General features: G+C 67.9%; 15 protein-coding genes. 6 read left to right on the forward strand and 9 right to left on the reverse strand.

Annotated features, from left to right (window positions below; translation table 11 throughout):
* Nucleotides 1-161: 161 nt before the first annotated feature.
* Nucleotides 162-1679 carry a DUF7059 domain-containing protein gene (locus ACQP2D_RS14060; protein ID WP_433684137.1) on the reverse strand — a complete coding sequence of 506 codons (1518 nt, stop codon included), beginning with the start codon at nt 1677-1679 and terminating at the stop codon, nt 162-164.
* Between the two features lie 1122 nt (nt 1680-2801).
* The gene (locus ACQP2D_RS14065) at nt 2802-3542 is read right to left on the reverse strand and encodes a VOC family protein (RefSeq protein ID WP_433684138.1); all 741 of its coding nucleotides are present in this window, start codon (nt 3540-3542) and stop codon (nt 2802-2804) included.
* Nucleotides 3543-3771: 229 nt separating this feature from the next.
* Between ACQP2D_RS14065 and ACQP2D_RS14070 the strand changes: the two genes are divergently transcribed.
* Nucleotides 3772-5106 (forward strand): MFS transporter, encoded by a 1335-nt coding sequence (locus tag ACQP2D_RS14070; protein ID WP_433684140.1) that lies wholly within the window; start codon nt 3772-3774, stop codon nt 5104-5106.
* A 95-nt stretch (nt 5107-5201) separates the two neighbouring features.
* Here ACQP2D_RS14070 and ACQP2D_RS14075 read toward each other — a convergent pair whose 3' ends face one another.
* Nucleotides 5202-5555 carry a DUF3099 domain-containing protein gene (locus ACQP2D_RS14075; RefSeq protein WP_433685647.1) on the reverse strand — a complete coding sequence of 118 codons (354 nt, stop codon included), beginning with the start codon at nt 5553-5555 and terminating at the stop codon, nt 5202-5204.
* 172 nt (nt 5556-5727) lie between these two features.
* Here ACQP2D_RS14075 and ACQP2D_RS14080 point away from each other — a divergent pair, with 172 nt between their 5' ends.
* Complete coding sequence (locus ACQP2D_RS14080; RefSeq protein WP_433684141.1) at nt 5728-5970, forward strand: DUF3039 domain-containing protein; 243 nt, start codon at nt 5728-5730, stop codon at nt 5968-5970.
* On the opposite strand, the gene ACQP2D_RS14085 is transcribed toward ACQP2D_RS14080, so the two are convergent.
* Nucleotides 5946-7085 (reverse strand): YihY/virulence factor BrkB family protein, encoded by a 1140-nt coding sequence (locus ACQP2D_RS14085; protein ID WP_433685648.1) that lies wholly within the window; start codon nt 7083-7085, stop codon nt 5946-5948. The two genes, ACQP2D_RS14080 and ACQP2D_RS14085, sit on opposite strands and share 25 nt — an antisense overlap.
* A 379-nt stretch (nt 7086-7464) precedes the next feature.
* Here ACQP2D_RS14085 and ACQP2D_RS14090 point away from each other — a divergent pair, with 379 nt between their 5' ends.
* Entirely contained in the window at nt 7465-9123 is a 1659-nt protein-coding gene (locus ACQP2D_RS14090) for a DEAD/DEAH box helicase (RefSeq protein ID WP_433685649.1), read from the forward strand.
* A gap of 6 nt (nt 9124-9129) precedes the next feature.
* On the opposite strand, the gene ACQP2D_RS14095 is transcribed toward ACQP2D_RS14090, so the two are convergent.
* Nucleotides 9130-9738: a TetR/AcrR family transcriptional regulator gene (locus ACQP2D_RS14095; RefSeq protein ID WP_433684142.1), complete on the reverse strand. Its 609-nt coding sequence runs from the start codon at nt 9736-9738 to the stop codon at nt 9130-9132.
* 106 nt (nt 9739-9844) lie between these two features.
* On the opposite strand from ACQP2D_RS14095, the gene ACQP2D_RS14100 reads away from it, so the two are divergent.
* A complete protein-coding gene (locus ACQP2D_RS14100; protein ID WP_433684143.1) occupies nt 9845-10585 on the forward strand; it encodes an SDR family NAD(P)-dependent oxidoreductase in 741 nt (246 codons plus the stop codon).
* 42 nt (nt 10586-10627) lie between these two features.
* Here the strand turns inward: ACQP2D_RS14100 and ACQP2D_RS14105 are convergent, their stop codons facing one another.
* Entirely contained in the window at nt 10628-11443 is an 816-nt protein-coding gene (locus ACQP2D_RS14105) for an AraC family transcriptional regulator (RefSeq protein ID WP_433684144.1), read from the reverse strand.
* Between the two features lie 55 nt (nt 11444-11498).
* Here ACQP2D_RS14105 and ACQP2D_RS14110 point away from each other — a divergent pair, with 55 nt between their 5' ends.
* Nucleotides 11499-12068: a class I SAM-dependent methyltransferase gene (locus tag ACQP2D_RS14110; RefSeq protein WP_433684145.1), complete on the forward strand. Its 570-nt coding sequence runs from the start codon at nt 11499-11501 to the stop codon at nt 12066-12068.
* A 61-nt stretch (nt 12069-12129) separates the two neighbouring features.
* On the opposite strand, the gene ACQP2D_RS14115 is transcribed toward ACQP2D_RS14110, so the two are convergent.
* Together ACQP2D_RS14115 and ACQP2D_RS14120 are read right to left on the reverse strand one after the other, a co-directional pair.
* Complete coding sequence (locus ACQP2D_RS14115) at nt 12130-12699, reverse strand: SWIM zinc finger family protein (protein ID WP_433684146.1); 570 nt, start codon at nt 12697-12699, stop codon at nt 12130-12132.
* On the reverse strand, nt 12699-14579 hold the full coding sequence (locus ACQP2D_RS14120) for a DEAD/DEAH box helicase (RefSeq protein ID WP_433684147.1): 1881 nt from the start codon (nt 14577-14579) through the stop codon (nt 12699-12701). Before ACQP2D_RS14120 ends, ACQP2D_RS14115 begins: the two co-directional genes overlap by 1 nt.
* 149 nt (nt 14580-14728) lie before the next feature.
* Here ACQP2D_RS14120 and ACQP2D_RS14125 point away from each other — a divergent pair, with 149 nt between their 5' ends.
* A complete protein-coding gene (locus ACQP2D_RS14125; RefSeq protein ID WP_433685650.1) occupies nt 14729-15445 on the forward strand; it encodes a TetR/AcrR family transcriptional regulator C-terminal domain-containing protein in 717 nt (238 codons plus the stop codon).
* 111 nt (nt 15446-15556) lie between these two features.
* Here ACQP2D_RS14125 and ACQP2D_RS14130 read toward each other — a convergent pair whose 3' ends face one another.
* Nucleotides 15557-15751 carry a DUF7455 domain-containing protein gene (locus tag ACQP2D_RS14130; RefSeq protein WP_029903635.1) on the reverse strand — a complete coding sequence of 65 codons (195 nt, stop codon included), beginning with the start codon at nt 15749-15751 and terminating at the stop codon, nt 15557-15559.
* Nucleotides 15752-15849 lie beyond the last annotated feature (98 nt).

The raw sequence follows: 15849 nt of genomic DNA on the forward strand, positions 1-15849 counted from the left end.
TCAACGGACCCGACAGGAAGAAAGTTCCCCGCTACTGCTCCGATAAACCGCTCTGAACTGCGGTTTCCGTTACTCGCGTCTGAGAAGTTCCTGAGAACCCCACCCTGTCGGAACAGCCCGTGCGCGATGTCTCGGATGCGAGGCGTGCGGTTGCCGCTTCGTTACACGGGCCGTACCAAACCGTGGCGAACCAACCCGACCACCACGGACAATGCGTCGGCCGCGAACTCCTCTGTGACCTCGTCGATGCCATCTGCGAGTGCGAGCAGTTCGACCAGCTCTTGCAACGGCAAACCGTCGGGGCGCATTCCCGCCACGAGTGCGATGGTGGACTCATCCACCTCGTGCTGCCAGCGCGGACCGTCGCCGCGATGCAGCCGTGCTACCTGCTGGTCCCAGCCGAATTCGCCGTGCAGGTAGACCCGCTCCAGCGCGGTGGCCGAATCGACGACGAAACGCGAAGTCCAGGCCAGGTTTTCGGAGGCGGCAGCGCGGCGCAGCCAGGCCGAGCGCGCGAAATACGCGGTGGCCTCGGCGCCGAGCGGATCGTCGAAGCCGTGGGTCAGGTCCTCGGCGAGCAATTCGGTTGGGCCGTCGATGGCGTGCAGGTAGACGAAGCCGAAGCCGATGCCATCGACATCGGCGGCGGTGAAGGCATCGAGCCACTGTTCGGCGCGGGCCTGTGCGGCCGGGTCGCGCGGATCCAAACCCGCGTCGCGCAACCAGGTTCCGACATAGAGGGCCGGATCGGCGATATCGCGCTGGACCACCCAGGCGTCGACGCCGTGCGCGGGCAACCAGGACGAAACCCGTTGGCGCCAATCCTCGCCGTCCACATGCACCCAGGCCGCCAGCATCGCGGCGGTGCCGCCGGGTGCGAGCAGATCGGAGGCCTGCGAGATCACCAATTCGCTTGCGCCGTCCAGGGCGAGGCCGGAGTCGCGGTAGGTGTGTTCGATGCGGGCGGGGCCGACGACGAACGGCGGATTGGCGACCACTTGGTCGAAGCGGCGACCGGCGACCGGTTCGAACCAGGATCCTTCGAGGAGTTCGATATCGAGTTCATTGAGCGCAGCCGTGGCCTCGGCCAGCCACAGGGCGCGGGCATTCACGTCGGTGGCGGTTACGCGATCGGCGTAAGCGGCGGCGTGTACGGCCTGGACGCCACAACCGGTGCCGAGATCGAGGACCGAACCGACGCGGCGGGTCGGGGTGGCGCGCAGCAGCGAGAGCGAGGCATGGCCGACGCCGAGCACATGGTCCTCGCTCAGCGTGCGCCTGCGCATCGAATCGTCGAGGTCGGACAGGATCCAGCGGGTGCCACCGCCGGTGTCGAGCGGGCGCAGATCCAGGGCCGCGCGCACGTCGTCGCCATCGCGGGTCAGCAGGCCCGCCACCACCGCGCGATCGATATCCAGCGGTGCCAGTGCGGCCGCGACCTCGCGTTCGGGCAGCGCGTCACCGAGCAGCAACAGACGGATCAGGGTGCCGAGAGCACCGGCCGAGCGCGCGGCTCGGCGCACCGGTACCGGTTCGGAGCGGCCGAGCGCCGCGTGTGCATCGGGCCCGAGCACTTCGAGCAGCGTGTCGGCGTCGTACCCGACGCGGGTCAACGCGGCCCGCAGATCGGGGCACAGCGCGGTGAGCAGCGATCCGGTGGTCGTCTGGTTAATAGCCACATGGGTACTCTGCCACCGCGACACGCCAGCAACCGAAACGTGTCCGTCGTGTCACCTGGTCCGCGCTCGGCGACCTGTACCGCGCGGGAGGGCCGATGCGGGAGACGGCTGATGCCAGGAGATGGTCGAGGCCGGACATGATGGCCAGCACCGGACGTGATGGTCAGCGCTGGATGAGATGGCCGACGCCGGGCGAGATGGCCGGTGCCTGATGAGAGGGCCGATGCCCGACGTGATGGTCAGCGCCTGATGAGAGGGCCTGCGCCGGGCGAGATGGCCTGCGCCGGACGTGGCGGCCAGCGCCGGGCGAGATGGCCAGCGTCGGCCGTGATGGCCAGCGTCGGCCGTGATGGCCAGCGTCGGCCGTGATGGCCTGGGCCGGAGGTGGCGGTCTGCGTCGGCCGTGATGGCCTGGGCCGGAGGTGGCGGTCTGCGTCGGCCGTGATGGCCTGGGCCGGAGGTGGCGGTCTGCGTCGGCCGTGATGGCCTGGGCCGGAGGTGGCGGTCTGCGTCGGCCGTGATGGCCTGGGCCGGAGGTGGCGGTCTGCGTCGGCCGTGATGGCCTGGGCCGGAGGTGGCGGTCTGCGTCGGCCGTGATGGCCTGGGCCGGAGGTGGCGGTCTGCGTCGGCCGTGATGGCCTGGGCCGGAGGTGGCGGTCTGCGTCGGCCGTGATGGCCTGGGCCGGAGGTGGCGGTCTGCGTCGGCCGTGATGGCCTGGGCCGGAGGTGGCGGTCTGCGTCGGCCGTGATGGCCTGGGCCGGAGGTGGCGGTCTGCGTCGGCCGTGATGGCCTGGGCCGGAGGTGGCGGTCTGCGTCGGCCGTGATGGCCTGCGCGGGGCGTGGCGGTCTGCGTCGGCCGTGATGGCCTGCGCGGGGCGTGGCGGCCAGCGCCGGACGTGATGGCCTGCGCCGGAGGTGACGGTCTGCGCCGGACGTGGCGGCCAGCGCCGGACGTGGGGGCCAGCGCCGGATGAGATGGCCTGCGCCGGACGAGACGGCCTGCGCCGGACGAGACGGCCAGCGCCGGGCGAGAGCCTTGCCAGGTTCGGGTTGTCGGTATGGACCCCTGCTCGGCGTATGGGTTGTTGGTGCGGGCGCAATCTCCTCAGTGCCCGCGCGGATCAGACGCCGTTCGGGTCGCGCCCGGTGATGCAGTACAGGGCGTCGGCGGGGTCCGACATGACGATCCAGTGCTCATGGCGTTCGACGAGGGTCGCGCCGAGGGACTGGTGCCAGGCCGCGGTGGCATCGATATCGGCGGAGGCCAGGTCGATATGCGCGCTGGTCGGGCGGTCTTCGCCGAGGCGTTGCAGCAGAAGGTGTACGGGCATCGGCTCTTTCGCGCGCAGGCGGGCGAATTCGGGCAGACGGCCTTGGGTCAGGTCCCAGTTGGTGAGGGTGGTCCAGAACCGGGTTTCGGCGGCGTGGCCGGTGGGTCCGATATCGAGGCAGACCTGGTCGAGGCGGGTCAGGGTGCCGTCCGGGGCGCGGAAGGCCGGTGCGGGTGTGCCTTTGGCGCGGCCGCTCGGGGTGAAGCAGAAGATCTGACCGCCGGGTGAGCGCAGAACGGCATAGCTCTTGTGGTTGGCGACCAGTTCGGCGTCGAGATCGAGTGCGATGCGGACCGCGGCGGTGACATCGTCGACATCGATATCGAGGTGCACACCGCCGAGTCCGGTCACCGCCTGCATCTTGACGCCTGCGGCCGCGAACAGTGCGGGATCCGGTAGGAGCGTGAGGAATTCGTCGTTGTCGCCGCGCCGGGGCGAGAGCTGGGTGCCGGTGATCGTCGACCAGAACGTCGTGCATTCGTCGAAACGTTGTGTCGGGCGATCGAGGAAGGCCCAGACCCACCGAATCATGCTGTGTCTCCTGTTTCCTGCGGAAGCTCTCGTGTCGAGAGCGCCGTGCGATGGTGTCGCACCTTCCGCGCTTCGACGGCGTCCTGCACGCTATTCGGCGCAGGTGTGTCGCACATCACTTGCGCCGGGGGAGGTTCCCGCCGCGTTTCCCCGCCACACAGTAGGGGCAGCGCCTGATGCTGTCGAGGTAGTTTCCGATCCGGCGTGTCTGGCACGATCTTGGCGGTTTATGGCATTCCGGCCACTCGTTCGGCGCGCGAAATTCCGGCAGTCTCAGCGGGTGACCGAACTGCGAACATCGCCGCCGCCGGGACCTGTCGATACCGGGACGCGGCGGCTGCACCCCGCCTGGATCGTCGCTGGTGTGGGATTCATCGCACTGCTCGGCGCGGCCGCGTTCCGTTCGGTGCCGAGTGTGCTGCTGGATCCGCTGCACGAGGAGTTCGGTTGGTCGCACGGCACCATCGGGGCCGCGGTCTCGCTGAATCTGCTGCTGTACGGTCTGATTTCGCCGTTCGCCGCGGCGCTGATGGATCGGTTCGGCATTCGACGGGTGGTCGCGTGCGCACTGGTACTCGTCGCGGCGGGCAGCGGGCTCACCGTATTCATGACCCAGCCTTGGCATTTGGTCGCGACCTGGGGCCTGCTGGTCGGTATCGGCGTCGGCTCGATGTCGATGCCGTTCGTGGCCACGATCACCGGCCGCTGGTTCGTGCGCCAGCGTGGCTTGGTGACCGGCGTGCTCACCGCGGCGGGCGCGACCGGGCAGCTGATCTTCCTGCCGCTGGTATCGGCGGTGGCGCATGCGCACGGTTGGCGGGTGCCCTCGGTGATCGTCTCGGGCGTCGCGCTGGCGGTGGTGCCGCTGGTCCTGTTGTTCATCCGCGACTTTCCCAGTGACGTCGGCGTTTCCGCCTACGGTGCCGAACCGGGCAGCACGGCCGGGCTCCGCGTCCCCGCCTCCGGTGGCGCGACCCGGGCGCTGACCGTGCTGGCCACAATCGCGCGCACACCCGGATTCTGGCTGCTCGCAGGCGGATTCGCGATCTGCGGCGCCTCCACCAACGGCCTGGTCGGGACCCATTTCGTCAGTGCCGCACACGATCACGGCATGCCGCCGACCACCGCCGCGAGTCTGCTGGCCCTGGTCGGCATCTTCGATGTGGCGGGCACCATCTTCTCCGGCTGGCTCACCGACCGGGCCGACCCCCGCTACCTGCTGGTCGGCTACTACACCCTGCGCGGCCTGTCGCTACTGATCCTGCCGTCGCTATTCGCCCCGGACACCCAGCCGACCATGTGGGTCTTCATCATCTTCTACGGCCTCGACTGGATCGCAACGGTCCCACCAACCGTCCTGCTCTGTCGCGAACTCTTCGGCGCCGACGGCCCCGTCGCCTTCGGCTGGGTCTTCGCCTCCCACCAAATCGGCTCCGCCATCGCCGCAACCGGCGCAGGCGTCATCCGCGACCTCCAGGGCTCCTACAACCTGGCCTGGTACATCGCCGGCGCCCTATGCGCCGCAGCAGCCCTCATGTCCGCCACCATCCGCCGCCACCCCTAACCACCCGAACCCACACCCCCAACAACGAGAATGCGCTCATGCGGCGCCTGCATGAGCGCATGGTGATCGCCTGTCCAGCTGGGGGCTGGGGTGGGTCAGGTGTCGATGGCGCGGTGGGGGTGGGATTCGATGGCGGTGCGGGGGCGGTCCCAACGGCTGGGTTCGTCCTTGCGGCGGGGCGGGCGGTCATTGGCGATGAGGACCGCGATCCAGGGGAGGGGGATGGACGCGGTGATGATCAGGATGGACAACAGGGCGCTGTTGAACATGCTGTAGGCGACCGCGGCGAGGATCAGGCAGGGAATGCGGAAGGCCATGATGATGGTGTAGCGACGGACCCGTGCGCGGTGCTGGTCATCCAGTGACGGCGCCGCCTCGGTGATCAGCAACGGATGCTTCTCGTCATTGCCCGGGAAGTAGCCGGTGGATTTGCGAGGAGGCTTCGGCATTGCCACGTCGTGGCGATCACCGCTGCCGATGTCGTCGGCGTGAGGGGAGTCGCCGTACTGCTGCATACCCTGAGTCTTCCACTGTCGAGTCCGGACCGCACATGGCCTGGTCAGCTGCGCGAACGCGCGCGCAACCGACCGTGATCGGCCGAGTTCGCGCCGATGCGGCATCATGGAATCCGTGAGTAATGACACTCTGGTTCGCCCGGATACGACCACCGATGAGACGACGGGCGACGACACCCCGAAGTTCTTCCACTACGTGAAGAAGGACAGGATCGCCGAGAGCGCCGTCATGGGCACCCACGTGGTCGCCCTGTGTGGTGAGGTCTTCCCGGTGACCCGCTCCCCGAAGCCCGGCTCGCCGGTCTGCCCGGAGTGCAAGAAGGTCTACGACGGCCTGCGCAAGGGCTGAGCCGGCTCCGTCCGCGGTGCCGTGGCGTCCGGCGCGTGCAGATGTGCCCGGGCGGCATCGGCGTCGCTGTCGTCTGCCCGTGTGATCGGCGCCTGAGCTCCTGAAGGGTTCGGGGGCTTCGCCCTGCCGAGATCGTCGGCGCTGGACGCGTCGTCGGTCTCGGAATCATCGGATCCGTCGCCGCCCAACTGGTTGGACAACCATTCCTTCACCTGGTCGATGCGGGTGCTGCGGGCCGGCCAGAATTCCTGGACCGCGGCATTGAATTCGGCGCCGAGGATCACCGCGAAGCCCAGGAAGAACGTGAACAGCAGGAAGGCGATCGGCGTGGCGAGCGCGCCGTAGCTGACGCCGGTCCTGGCGACCCAGGCCAGGTAGCGGCGCAGGCCTTCGCTGGCGGCCATGAAGAACACGCCCGCGACCAGCGCCCCGCCGAACAACCGGTGCCATGGCAGAGATTTGTGCAGCGCCAGCTTGTAGAGCGTGGTGAGCCCGATGATCAGCACGAGGCCGACACCCGGGTAGTAGAACGAGTCGATCAGTCGCAGCCCCGGCTCGCGCCACGAATCCGGCAGCACCCGTCCGATCAATGTCGGGCCCAGGGCGATCAGCGGCAGCAGGAACACCGCCACCACCAGGAACAGCACATACAGCAGCAGTGCGAAGATGCGTTGCCACACCGGATGCCGGGCGTCCTTCTGCCCATGCGCCTCGACAATGGAATCCACGAAGGTCGACATCGCCGAGGATCCGGCCCACAGCGACAGTACGAAGCCCACCGAAACATAGGCGGCGCGCCCGCGGCCGAGCACATCGGTGACCGTCGGTTCGATCAGATCGCTGACCACACTGGCGCTGAACAGGTCCCGGCTGAACGCGATGATCTTCTGCTCGACGATCTGCACGGTATCGGGGCCGAACCATTCCCCGACGTAACCGAGGCTGCCGAGCACACCGAACAGCAGCGGCGCCAGCGACATCGTCTGCCAGAACGCCGCGGCCGCGGATTTGGTGAAAATCGAATCGTTCCATGCCTTCACCGCCACCCGCACGACGAGTTTGCCGCCCTGTCGCGAGGCGTGCGCTACCCGTGCGGCGGCGCGCCGGGCATACATCGCCGCAGTGGGTTGCACGTCGCCACCGCCGCTGTGGATCGGCTGGTCGCCGGTCCCGGGGGACTCACGAGCTGGGGCACCATCGTCGGTCATGATGCCTACAGCATCGCGCATCCGAGCATATTGTTCTGGTTTGCCATCGCATCGCGTCGATGGGCAGCAGATGAACAGGGCGTTGCGCGCCGTTCGGATGTGACGCCCGTCGCCCACGCCGCGTCGGTTTGGCGACACGCCATGGGGGACAGCTAGGGTCGTCTGCGTGACTGTGTCGGGTGGCGCCGCTGTGGCGGGAGAAGCGGAAACACCGGGCGATTCGCAGACATCGCGGGCCGCGGGTTCCACGGGTGGTTCGCTACGTGCCTGGCAGCGCCGGGCGCTGATGAAATATCTGGCCACCAAACCGAGGGACTTCCTCGCGGTGGCGACGCCGGGCGCCGGTAAGACCACCTTCGCGCTGCGGGTCGCGGCCGAACTGCTGGCCGACCGCACCGTCGACCAGATCACCGTGGTCGCTCCGACCGAACATCTCAAACACCAGTGGGCCCAGTCCGCGGCCCGCGCGGGCATTCAGCTGGACTCGCGCTTCTCCAATGCGACCGGCGCGACCTCCGGCGACTATCACGGCGTCGTGGTCACCTACGCGCAGATCGCCTCGCATCCCTCGCGGCACCGGGTGCGCACCGAAAGACGCAGAACGCTGGTGATTCTCGACGAGATCCACCATGCGGGCGATGCCAAGTCCTGGGGCGATGCGACCGCCGAGGCCTTCGGTGACGCCACCCGGCGGCTCGCCCTGACCGGAACCCCGTTCCGCAGCGACGACAGTCAGATCCCATTCGTCACCTACGAACCCGATGAAGCGGGTTTCCCGCGCTCACGCGCCGACCATGCCTACGGCTATGCCGAGGCGCTGGCCGACGGCGTAGTCCGCCCGGTGGTCTTCCTCGCGTACTCCGGTGAGGCCCACTGGCGCGACAGCGCGGGCGAGGAGTATTCCGCCCGCCTCGGCGAGCCGCTGAGCGCCGAACACACCGCCCGCGCGTGGCGCACCGCACTGGACCCGGCGGGGGACTGGATGTCCAAGGTGCTGGTCGCCGCGGACACCCGGCTGCGCCAGCTGCGCGCGACCGGTATGCCCGACGCCGGTGGTCTGGTGATCGCCACCGATCAGGAACGGGCCCGCGATTACGCCGAACTGCTGGAACATATCTCAGGTGAGAAGCCGGCCTTGGTGCTGTCGGATGAGCCGTCCTCCTCGGATCGGATCGCCGAGTTCAGCAATACGTCCCAGCCGTGGATGGTCGCGGTGCGCATGGTGTCCGAAGGCGTTGACGTGCCGCGTCTCGCGGTCGGCGTCTACGCGACCAGCGCTTCGACACCGCTGTACTTCGCGCAGGCCATCGGCCGGTTCGTGCGTGCGCGCAAGCCCGGCGAGACCGCGAGCGTCTTCCTGCCGTCGGTGCCGGTATTGCTCGATCTGGCCGCGCAGCTGGAACTGCAGCGCGATCACGTCATCGGCAAACCGCATCGGGAGAAGAACGGCCTCGAAGACGAACTGCTGATCGAGGCCAATAAGCAGCAGGACGAGCCGGGGGAGGACGAGCGGCCGTTCGTCGCGCTGGCCGCCGACGCCGAGCTCGACCAGGTTATCTACGACGGATCCTCTTTCGGCACCGCGACTTTCGCCGGTAGTGCCGAGGAGGCCGATTACCTCGGCATCCCCGGACTGCTCGACGCGGACCAGATGCGAGCCCTGCTGCGGGAGCGGCAGTCGCGGCAGTTGGCCGAACGCGGTGCGGTCGCCGCGCCCGATCCGGGCCCGCAGGTCGCCTCGGCCGCCGAGCGCGTCGCGACCGCCGACAAGCTCGGTGAGCTGCGGCGTGAGCTCAATAGCCTGGTCGCCATGCACCACCATCGCACCGGGAAGCCGCACGGCGTCATCCATGGTGAGCTGCGGCGTGAATGTGGCGGTCCGCCAACGGCATTGGCGACCGCAGATCAGCTCGGTGAGCGCATCGCGGCATTGCGCCGCAAGTAGCTTCGGTCAGCGGGCCGCCGCGGAGACCGGCCAGGCTGCCATGGCGCAGTCGATGGACTGGGAGAGTTCGGCGTGGGTCGCGCCGTCGCGCGCGCGGATCGACAGGCCGTACAGGACCGTGGTGTAGAAACTGGCCAGGGCGGCGGTATCGGCGCCTGCGGGCAGATCACCTTCGGCGATACCGCGATCCAGACGTTCGCGGATGTCTTCGGTTGTCTCGCGCCGCTTTTCGATCAGGAAGTCGCGAATGCTCTCGCTGCGCGTGGTGTATGTGGAGCCGGCGAGCACGACCATGCAGCCGTGCGGCTTATCCGCGACGGTGTAGGCGATCGCGTTGTCGCGCAACATCGCTTCGATGCTCGCGCGTGCCGTGGGTTCCTCCCGCAGAGCACGGGCGGTGTAGCCGCCTTCGGTCCGGCCGTAGAGGTCGACGGCCGCACGGAACAGGTCTTCCTTACCTCCGAAGGCCGCGTACAGACTCGGTGAGTTGATGCCCATCGCCGCGGTGAGATCGCTCATCGACGAGCCCTCGTAGCCGTGCTCCCAGAACACCTCCATGGCGCGGCGCAGGGCGACCTCGCGGTCGAAAGCGCGGGGGCGTCCTCGTTCGGCCATACCCGATCCTTTCTGTGTCGATCGTTAAATATACCCCTTGACGCAGTCCGGGCCCGTGCGCTCAGCTATTTATGTACTGATCGACACAAAAATTGGAGGAGTCGCGATGTCGGATCTGACGGGCAAGGTGGCGCTGGTGACCGGTGGCAGTCGGGGAATCGGCGCGGCCATCGCCCGGCACCTGGCCGATGCGGGCGCGGATGTGGCGCTGACCTACCAGAACAATGAGCTACAGGCGAAATCGGTGGTCGCCGAATTGGAGTCGTCGGGGCGGCGGGCGGTCGCGATTCAGGCCGACAGCGCCGACGCGGGTGCCGTCGTCGCGGCCGTGCATCGGGTCGCGGCCGAATTGGGCAGGCTCGATGTGCTGGTCAACAACGCGGGCATCTTCCCTGCCAAACCATTCGAGGAATTCACCGTCGAAGAGATCGATCGCGCACTCAATATCCATGCGCGTGCGGCGTTCGTCGGAGCGCAGGCGGCGGTCACCCATATGACCGAGGGCGGGCGAATCATCAGCATCGGCAGCAACCTGTCCGAGCGCGCCGCGTTCGGCGGACTCGCGCTGTACAACCTGAGCAAGTCCGCGCTCAATGGCTTCACGAAAGCGCTTGCGCGCGAATTGGGTCCGCGAAACATCACGGTGAATCTGGTGCAACCCGGTTCAACCGACACCGATATGAATCCGGCCGACAGCGACCACGCCCCGCAGCAAATCGGCCTGACCGCCCTCGGCCGCTTCGGCTCCGCCGACGACATCGCCGCCACCGTTGCCTTCCTCGCCGGGACCTCCGGCCGCAGCATTACGGGTTCGATCTTCACCGTTGACGGTGGCACCAACGCCTGATCGTCGGGTCCGCCGAATCTCCACCGGAGGGCGTGGACCTGGCTACCGGGAGAAATAACGGCCAGGGGATACCCCGACGGCGCGACGGAAGGCGGCGACGTAGGCGCTCGGGGTGGCATAGCCCACGCGTCCGGCGATTCGGGCGATCGGCAAGCCCTCGGCGAGCAGGGGAAGCGATGCCGCGAGGCGGATCTGAGTCCGCCACTGGCCGAAGCTGATTCCGGTCTCGGCGACGAACAGTCGGGCCAAGGTGCGCGGACTGGTGGCGACGGCGTTGGCGAACTCGCCGAGCGTGCGATCATCGGCGGGATGGCGAGTCAGCGCGTCGGCGATCTGTGCGGCTCGGGTGTCCACGGGTCGGCGCGCACCGATCGAAATCACATCGACCGGCTCGAGTAGATCGAAGACCACCGCCTCCGCGCGCTGGCGTCGCGCGGCGGCGGTTTCGGGCTGGGTGAGGTAGTCGAACAATTCGTGCAGCAGAGGGGATACACGGAGCATGGTCGGGGCGGACAAGGAGACCGGGCACCGATCCGGTGCCACGAAGATGCCGCGCATGGTCGCGCCCTCGGTGGTTCCGGTTCGGTGCCTGGTGCCGCCGGGGATCCACAGTGCCCGCGTCGGTGGCAGCACCCAGTAACCGTCGCCGATCTCGACGGCGATGACACCCCGTGCCGCCCAGGCGATTTGATGCTGCGGATGTTCATGGGTGTCGAACCAGTAGCCCGCTGGCACGACGCCGGCACCGAACACCATGGCGGTATCGCCGATCGCGGCCGGGAGCACCAGGGATCCGCCGGGCGTCCGACGGGGCAGCCGGGGTTGACCCGGAACCAGGGATTGGCCGTTCGGCGACACAGCTTGTCACCGTAGCCTGTCGTGGTCACCGCCGTTCGCTCCTAGCGTGAACCGCATGGCGATGAACTACTTCCACAGGCTCCTGTGCCGATCGGCGCTCTGGGAGCGGATGAGTGCGACAAAGATCGTCCCGTGGGCGCTATCGGGCCTCGACCTCGGTGCCTGCGCACTCGAGATCGGCCCCGGTTACGGTGCGAACGTGCGTGCCTTGCGGGAGCGTACGACGACGCTGACCGGAGTCGAAATCGACCCGGTGCTCGCCAGACGATTGCGCACCCGGCACGGCGGCACGATGACCGTCATCGAGGGCGACGGTGCGGATATGCCCTTGCCGCCGAGGCAATTCGATTCGGTCGTGTGCTTCACGATGCTGCACCACGTCCCCACCGTCGACGAACAGGACGCGCTGTTCGCCGAGGCTCTGCGCGTCCTGCGTCCCGGCGGAGTATTCGCCGGCACCGACGGCCTCGACGGCCCGATATTCCGCCTGATGCATCTCGGTGACACCTGCCTGCCGATACCGCCGGACCGTGCCGCCGACCGCCTCGCGGGCATCGGCTTCACCGACGTCGAGATCGAAACCGGGACAACGAGTTTCCGCTTCCGAGCCCGGCGCCCCGAATGACGCGGGTCGTGAATTGTCGTCAGCGCGTTGTCATCGAGATGATCAACAGGGTATGGCTGGCCTACCGCACCGGGACTGTACGCAACGGGGCCTCGAAGTAGTCCGCGGGGTCGAGGGCATGGAGCGGGGTCCATCGGGGTGATTCGACCGGAGCCTCCGGATCTTGCGGTGCCGCTCGGAAATAGCCTTGGAGGTCCAAGGCCAGGCGCGGGTCCTCGTCGACGCGGCGGGCCAGGTCGTAATACACCGCGAGGACGTGTACGCAGCGGGCGGAGCGCGCCGAGCAGGAGCAGTCCGTCCCGGCCAGCACGGGGGCGGGGCTGGTACCGGCGGTGACCAGGGCGCGGTGCATATCGTCGGTGAGTACCGTTGTGTCCGGAATGATTTCGGTGATCGCGGTCATGGCCGGGCGGGGCAGTGGCGCGACTTCGAGATAGGTTACCGAGGCTTGGCCGCCGCGGTGGATGGTGGCGCGGATGACGTGTCCTTCGATGGTGGTCTGCACGCCATTGTTGCGGGCGATGCTGCGGGCCCGGGGCAGCAGCGGATCGGGACGGGTCTGGCGCAGGGGTTCGGCGAGGCGGACCCAGTCCATCCCCCAGGCGGTGTAGCCGAATTCATTGTCCGCCATCAGTTCTCCCTCTTGCGTCGCAGGATCTCGATGAGCTGATCGTCGTCGAGGCGGGCCAGCGCGGCGATACCGGCCGAATCGCCGAGGTCAGCGAGGGCGGATTTGCGCTCGTGCATACCCGCGATGTGCTCCTCGACGGTGGTACCCGAGGTGAGGGTGGTGATGGTGACGGTCCGAGTCTGGCCGATGCGGTGCACCCGGTCGGAGGCCTGGGCCTCGACGGCCGGATTCCACCACCGGTCGTAATGGATGACATCGGCGGCCCGGGTCAGAGTGAGTCCGGTGCCCGCCGCGCGCAGACTCAGAATCAGGATCGGCGGACCATCCTCGCTCTGGAAGCCGGTGACGATCTCGGCGCGCTCGGCCTGATCGAGGCCACCGTGGAAGAACGGGGCACGCACGCCGAACTGCTCGTCGAGGTGGCGGACAAGCAGGTCGCCGGTGGCGCGGTACTGAGTGAATATCAGTGTCGGGGCACCGGTTTCGAGGTTATTGGCCACGATATCGGTGCACAGGTCCAGCTTTCCGGACCGGCCGGCCAATTCGCTGAGCTCGCCGGTGATCAGGCCCGGATGGTTGCAGACCTGTTTGAGGGCGGTCAGTGCCGCGAGCACCCGGCTCTGCCGCTGAGCGCCGTGCCCGAAGCCGTCGTCGATGGCCTTGTCGAGCAGTTGGTCGTAGAGCCCTTCCTGTTCAGCGGTGAGGTCGCAGAGCAGATCGCTGTGGATCTTCGCGGGCAGTGACGCGGCGACCTGTGCCTTCTTGCGCGCCAACAACACCGGCTCGAGGGTGTCTCGCAACCGGACGGCCGCGGCCGCCGACCCCTCGTGGATCGGCCGGACGAATCGCCGCCGGAACTGGGTGCGGTGCCCGAACAGCCGTGGCGTCACCAGATTCAGCAGCGCCCACAGCTCCTCGAGATGGTTCTCCACCGGCGTACCTGTCAGCGCGACGGTGGCCTGCGCCGAAAGCGCCCGCGCGGCCTTGGATATCTGTGTACGCGGATTCTTGAGCGCCTGCGCCTCGTCGAAAACCGCCGTCGCCCACCGCTGATCGGCCAGCGCAGTGCCGTGCAGCCGCAACATCGGATATCCGATCACCACAACCGTGCCAGCCTCGTCCGAGACCTCGCCACCGCGCCACACCACCGGTCGCAGCCCCGACGCGAACCGCGTGATCTCATGCGCCCAGTTCCCGACCACCGATGTCGGACAAACCACGAGCTGCGGACCGGACCCACCCCGCCCGAGCAGAAACCCAATGGTCTGCACCGTCTTCCCGAGCCCCATCTCGTCGGCCAGCACCGCTCCGCCGTGGGCCGCCACCGTCTCGTGCAGCCACCCCACCCCACGCGCCTGGTACGGCCGCAATTGCGCCTTCAGCCCCTCCTGCAATTCCGTCCGAACGCACTGCGTTTCGCGCAAAACCCGTACCGCACGCTCGGCGGATACGATCGACGTCCCAACCGCATCGGGCACGGCATGCGCGGCAGTGGGAAGCACTGTCCTGTCCGGCCGCCCCTGATCGGTCTGGTCGGCATCCGCCGCACCTGGTGGCGGCCGTACCTCCTCGTGTGCCCGGGCTCGCCTTGTTCGAGCAGTCTGCCCAGAGCGGTCTGCTATCAATGGCGGCGAGTCGACCGAAGCCGCATCGTCCTGATCGCTCCCATCCTGAAGTACTGCGCGCCAAGCCAGTACGGACGGACCCGCATCGGTGAGGTCCAGATGCACCAGATCGTCCGGATCGACCAGTGCGCAGTCCACCTCGGTTACTTCGATCGCGCCATGGGGTCCCGTCGGCACCGCGAGCGCGACGGTTTCGCGATCACCCTCGGGCGCGCGGCCCGGGCGCGATCCGGTCCACGTCCACAGTGCGAACATGTGGCGGTCAGGGAGATATGTGGCCTGTGTGCTTGGCAGAGCGGACCCCTAGATCGTCGTATCGTGTACGGAGTATCGTAACAACGTACACCGTACCGGGTTAATTCCGAGAGGGTCACGTGACCGATCCCGACCAGGCGAAACAACTGATGAGTCTGCTGTGGCGGCATGCTGTGCCGCCGCGTTCCGGCGGCCGCGGGCCGAAGCAGACGGTGAGCGTCGATGCGGTGATCGCCGCCGCCATCGCCCTCGCCGACCGGGACGGGTACGCCAAGGTGTCGATTCGCGCCGTCGCCGCCGAACTGGGTCTGCGGCCGATGAGCCTCTACACCTATGTGCCGAGCAAGGATGCGCTGATCGTCTTGATGGTCGACGCGGTCGCCCATGAGGACGCGCCGATCCCGGCCGACCTGCCGGTCCGCGATCGCATGGCCGCGATCGCCGAACAGGTGCGTGCGGAGCTGATCGCCCATCCATGGCTGCTCGAGGTGCCGCCGTGGCGGCTGGTGCTCGGCCCGGGACGGATGCGCCGCTATGAACGGCAGTTGGCCGCGATCGAGGGGATCGGGTTATCGGATCTAGCTATGGACCGCGTGATCGCGGTGCTCTCGGAATTCGCGACGGGCAATGCGCGGATGGCGATCGCCGGAATCCGCAGTACCGCGGAGTTGACCGACGCACAGTGGTGGGAGCAGCATGGTCCGCTGCTCACCGAGGTCATGTCGGTGGCGGAGTTCCCGATCGCATCGCGGGTCGGTGCGGCGGTAGGCGAACGCTATCAAGCGCCGTCGGACCCGGAGGGCGCCTTCGCCTTCGGACTCGCGAAGCTGCTCGATGGCATTCTCGCCGATCCCGCAGCGGCGTGAGCGCTTTCGATGAACAAACGCCGACAGCGGGCGACTTGTGGGTCGCCCGCTGTCGGTTCTATCAGCGATGTTCTGTTGTGCGATCTTGTTGTGTCGGGACGCGAGGACTGGTCAGAGCGCGGGAGCCGATTCCGTGTCGATCACGGCTTCGAGCTCACGCAAGCGATCCATGTGTTCATTCGCGTGGTGCTGGCAGAAGAGCAACTCTCCACCTGCGGGCAGTACGGCACGAACTCGTGCGGCGGCACCGCAGCGGTCGCAACGATCGACCGCGGTCAGTGGGGTGCTTGTCAGGGTTCCTGGCATGACTCCTCCGTCCTGGCTCCCGGCACTACCGTCCGTTCACCTGGTGTGGGGCCCGTGGTCACTCCGCGGGCTCGCTACCGCTACTTCCCAGCAGTGGT

Origin of the sequence: Nocardia sp. CA-119907 (assembly GCF_050955995.1) — a bacterium.
Classification (GTDB): domain Bacteria; phylum Actinomycetota; class Actinomycetes; order Mycobacteriales; family Mycobacteriaceae; genus Nocardia.

Coding starts and splice junctions, on each gene's coding strand:
- ACQP2D_RS14130 (WP_029903635.1), bottom strand. CDS start 15,751: ATGCCAGGAACCCTGACAAGCACCCCACTGACCGCGGTCGATCGTTGC.
- ACQP2D_RS14090 (WP_433685649.1), top strand. CDS start 7,465: ATGAAATATCTGGCCACCAAACCGAGGGACTTCCTCGCGGTGGCGACG.
- ACQP2D_RS14065 (WP_433684138.1), bottom strand. CDS start 3,542: ATGATTCGGTGGGTCTGGGCCTTCCTCGATCGCCCGACACAACGTTTC.
- ACQP2D_RS14095 (WP_433684142.1), bottom strand. CDS start 9,738: ATGGCCGAACGAGGACGCCCCCGCGCTTTCGACCGCGAGGTCGCCCTG.
- ACQP2D_RS14080 (WP_433684141.1), top strand. CDS start 5,728: ATGGAATCCGTGAGTAATGACACTCTGGTTCGCCCGGATACGACCACC.
- ACQP2D_RS14110 (WP_433684145.1), top strand. CDS start 11,499: ATGGCGATGAACTACTTCCACAGGCTCCTGTGCCGATCGGCGCTCTGG.
- ACQP2D_RS14075 (WP_433685647.1), bottom strand. CDS start 5,555: ATGCCGAAGCCTCCTCGCAAATCCACCGGCTACTTCCCGGGCAATGAC.
- ACQP2D_RS14070 (WP_433684140.1), top strand. CDS start 3,772: ATGGCATTCCGGCCACTCGTTCGGCGCGCGAAATTCCGGCAGTCTCAG.
- ACQP2D_RS14085 (WP_433685648.1), bottom strand. CDS start 7,085: ATGTATGCCCGGCGCGCCGCCGCACGGGTAGCGCACGCCTCGCGACAG.
- ACQP2D_RS14100 (WP_433684143.1), top strand. CDS start 9,845: ATGTCGGATCTGACGGGCAAGGTGGCGCTGGTGACCGGTGGCAGTCGG.
- ACQP2D_RS14120 (WP_433684147.1), bottom strand. CDS start 14,579: ATGTTCGCACTGTGGACGTGGACCGGATCGCGCCCGGGCCGCGCGCCC.
- ACQP2D_RS14125 (WP_433685650.1), top strand. CDS start 14,729: ATGAGTCTGCTGTGGCGGCATGCTGTGCCGCCGCGTTCCGGCGGCCGC.
- ACQP2D_RS14115 (WP_433684146.1), bottom strand. CDS start 12,699: ATGGCGGACAATGAATTCGGCTACACCGCCTGGGGGATGGACTGGGTC.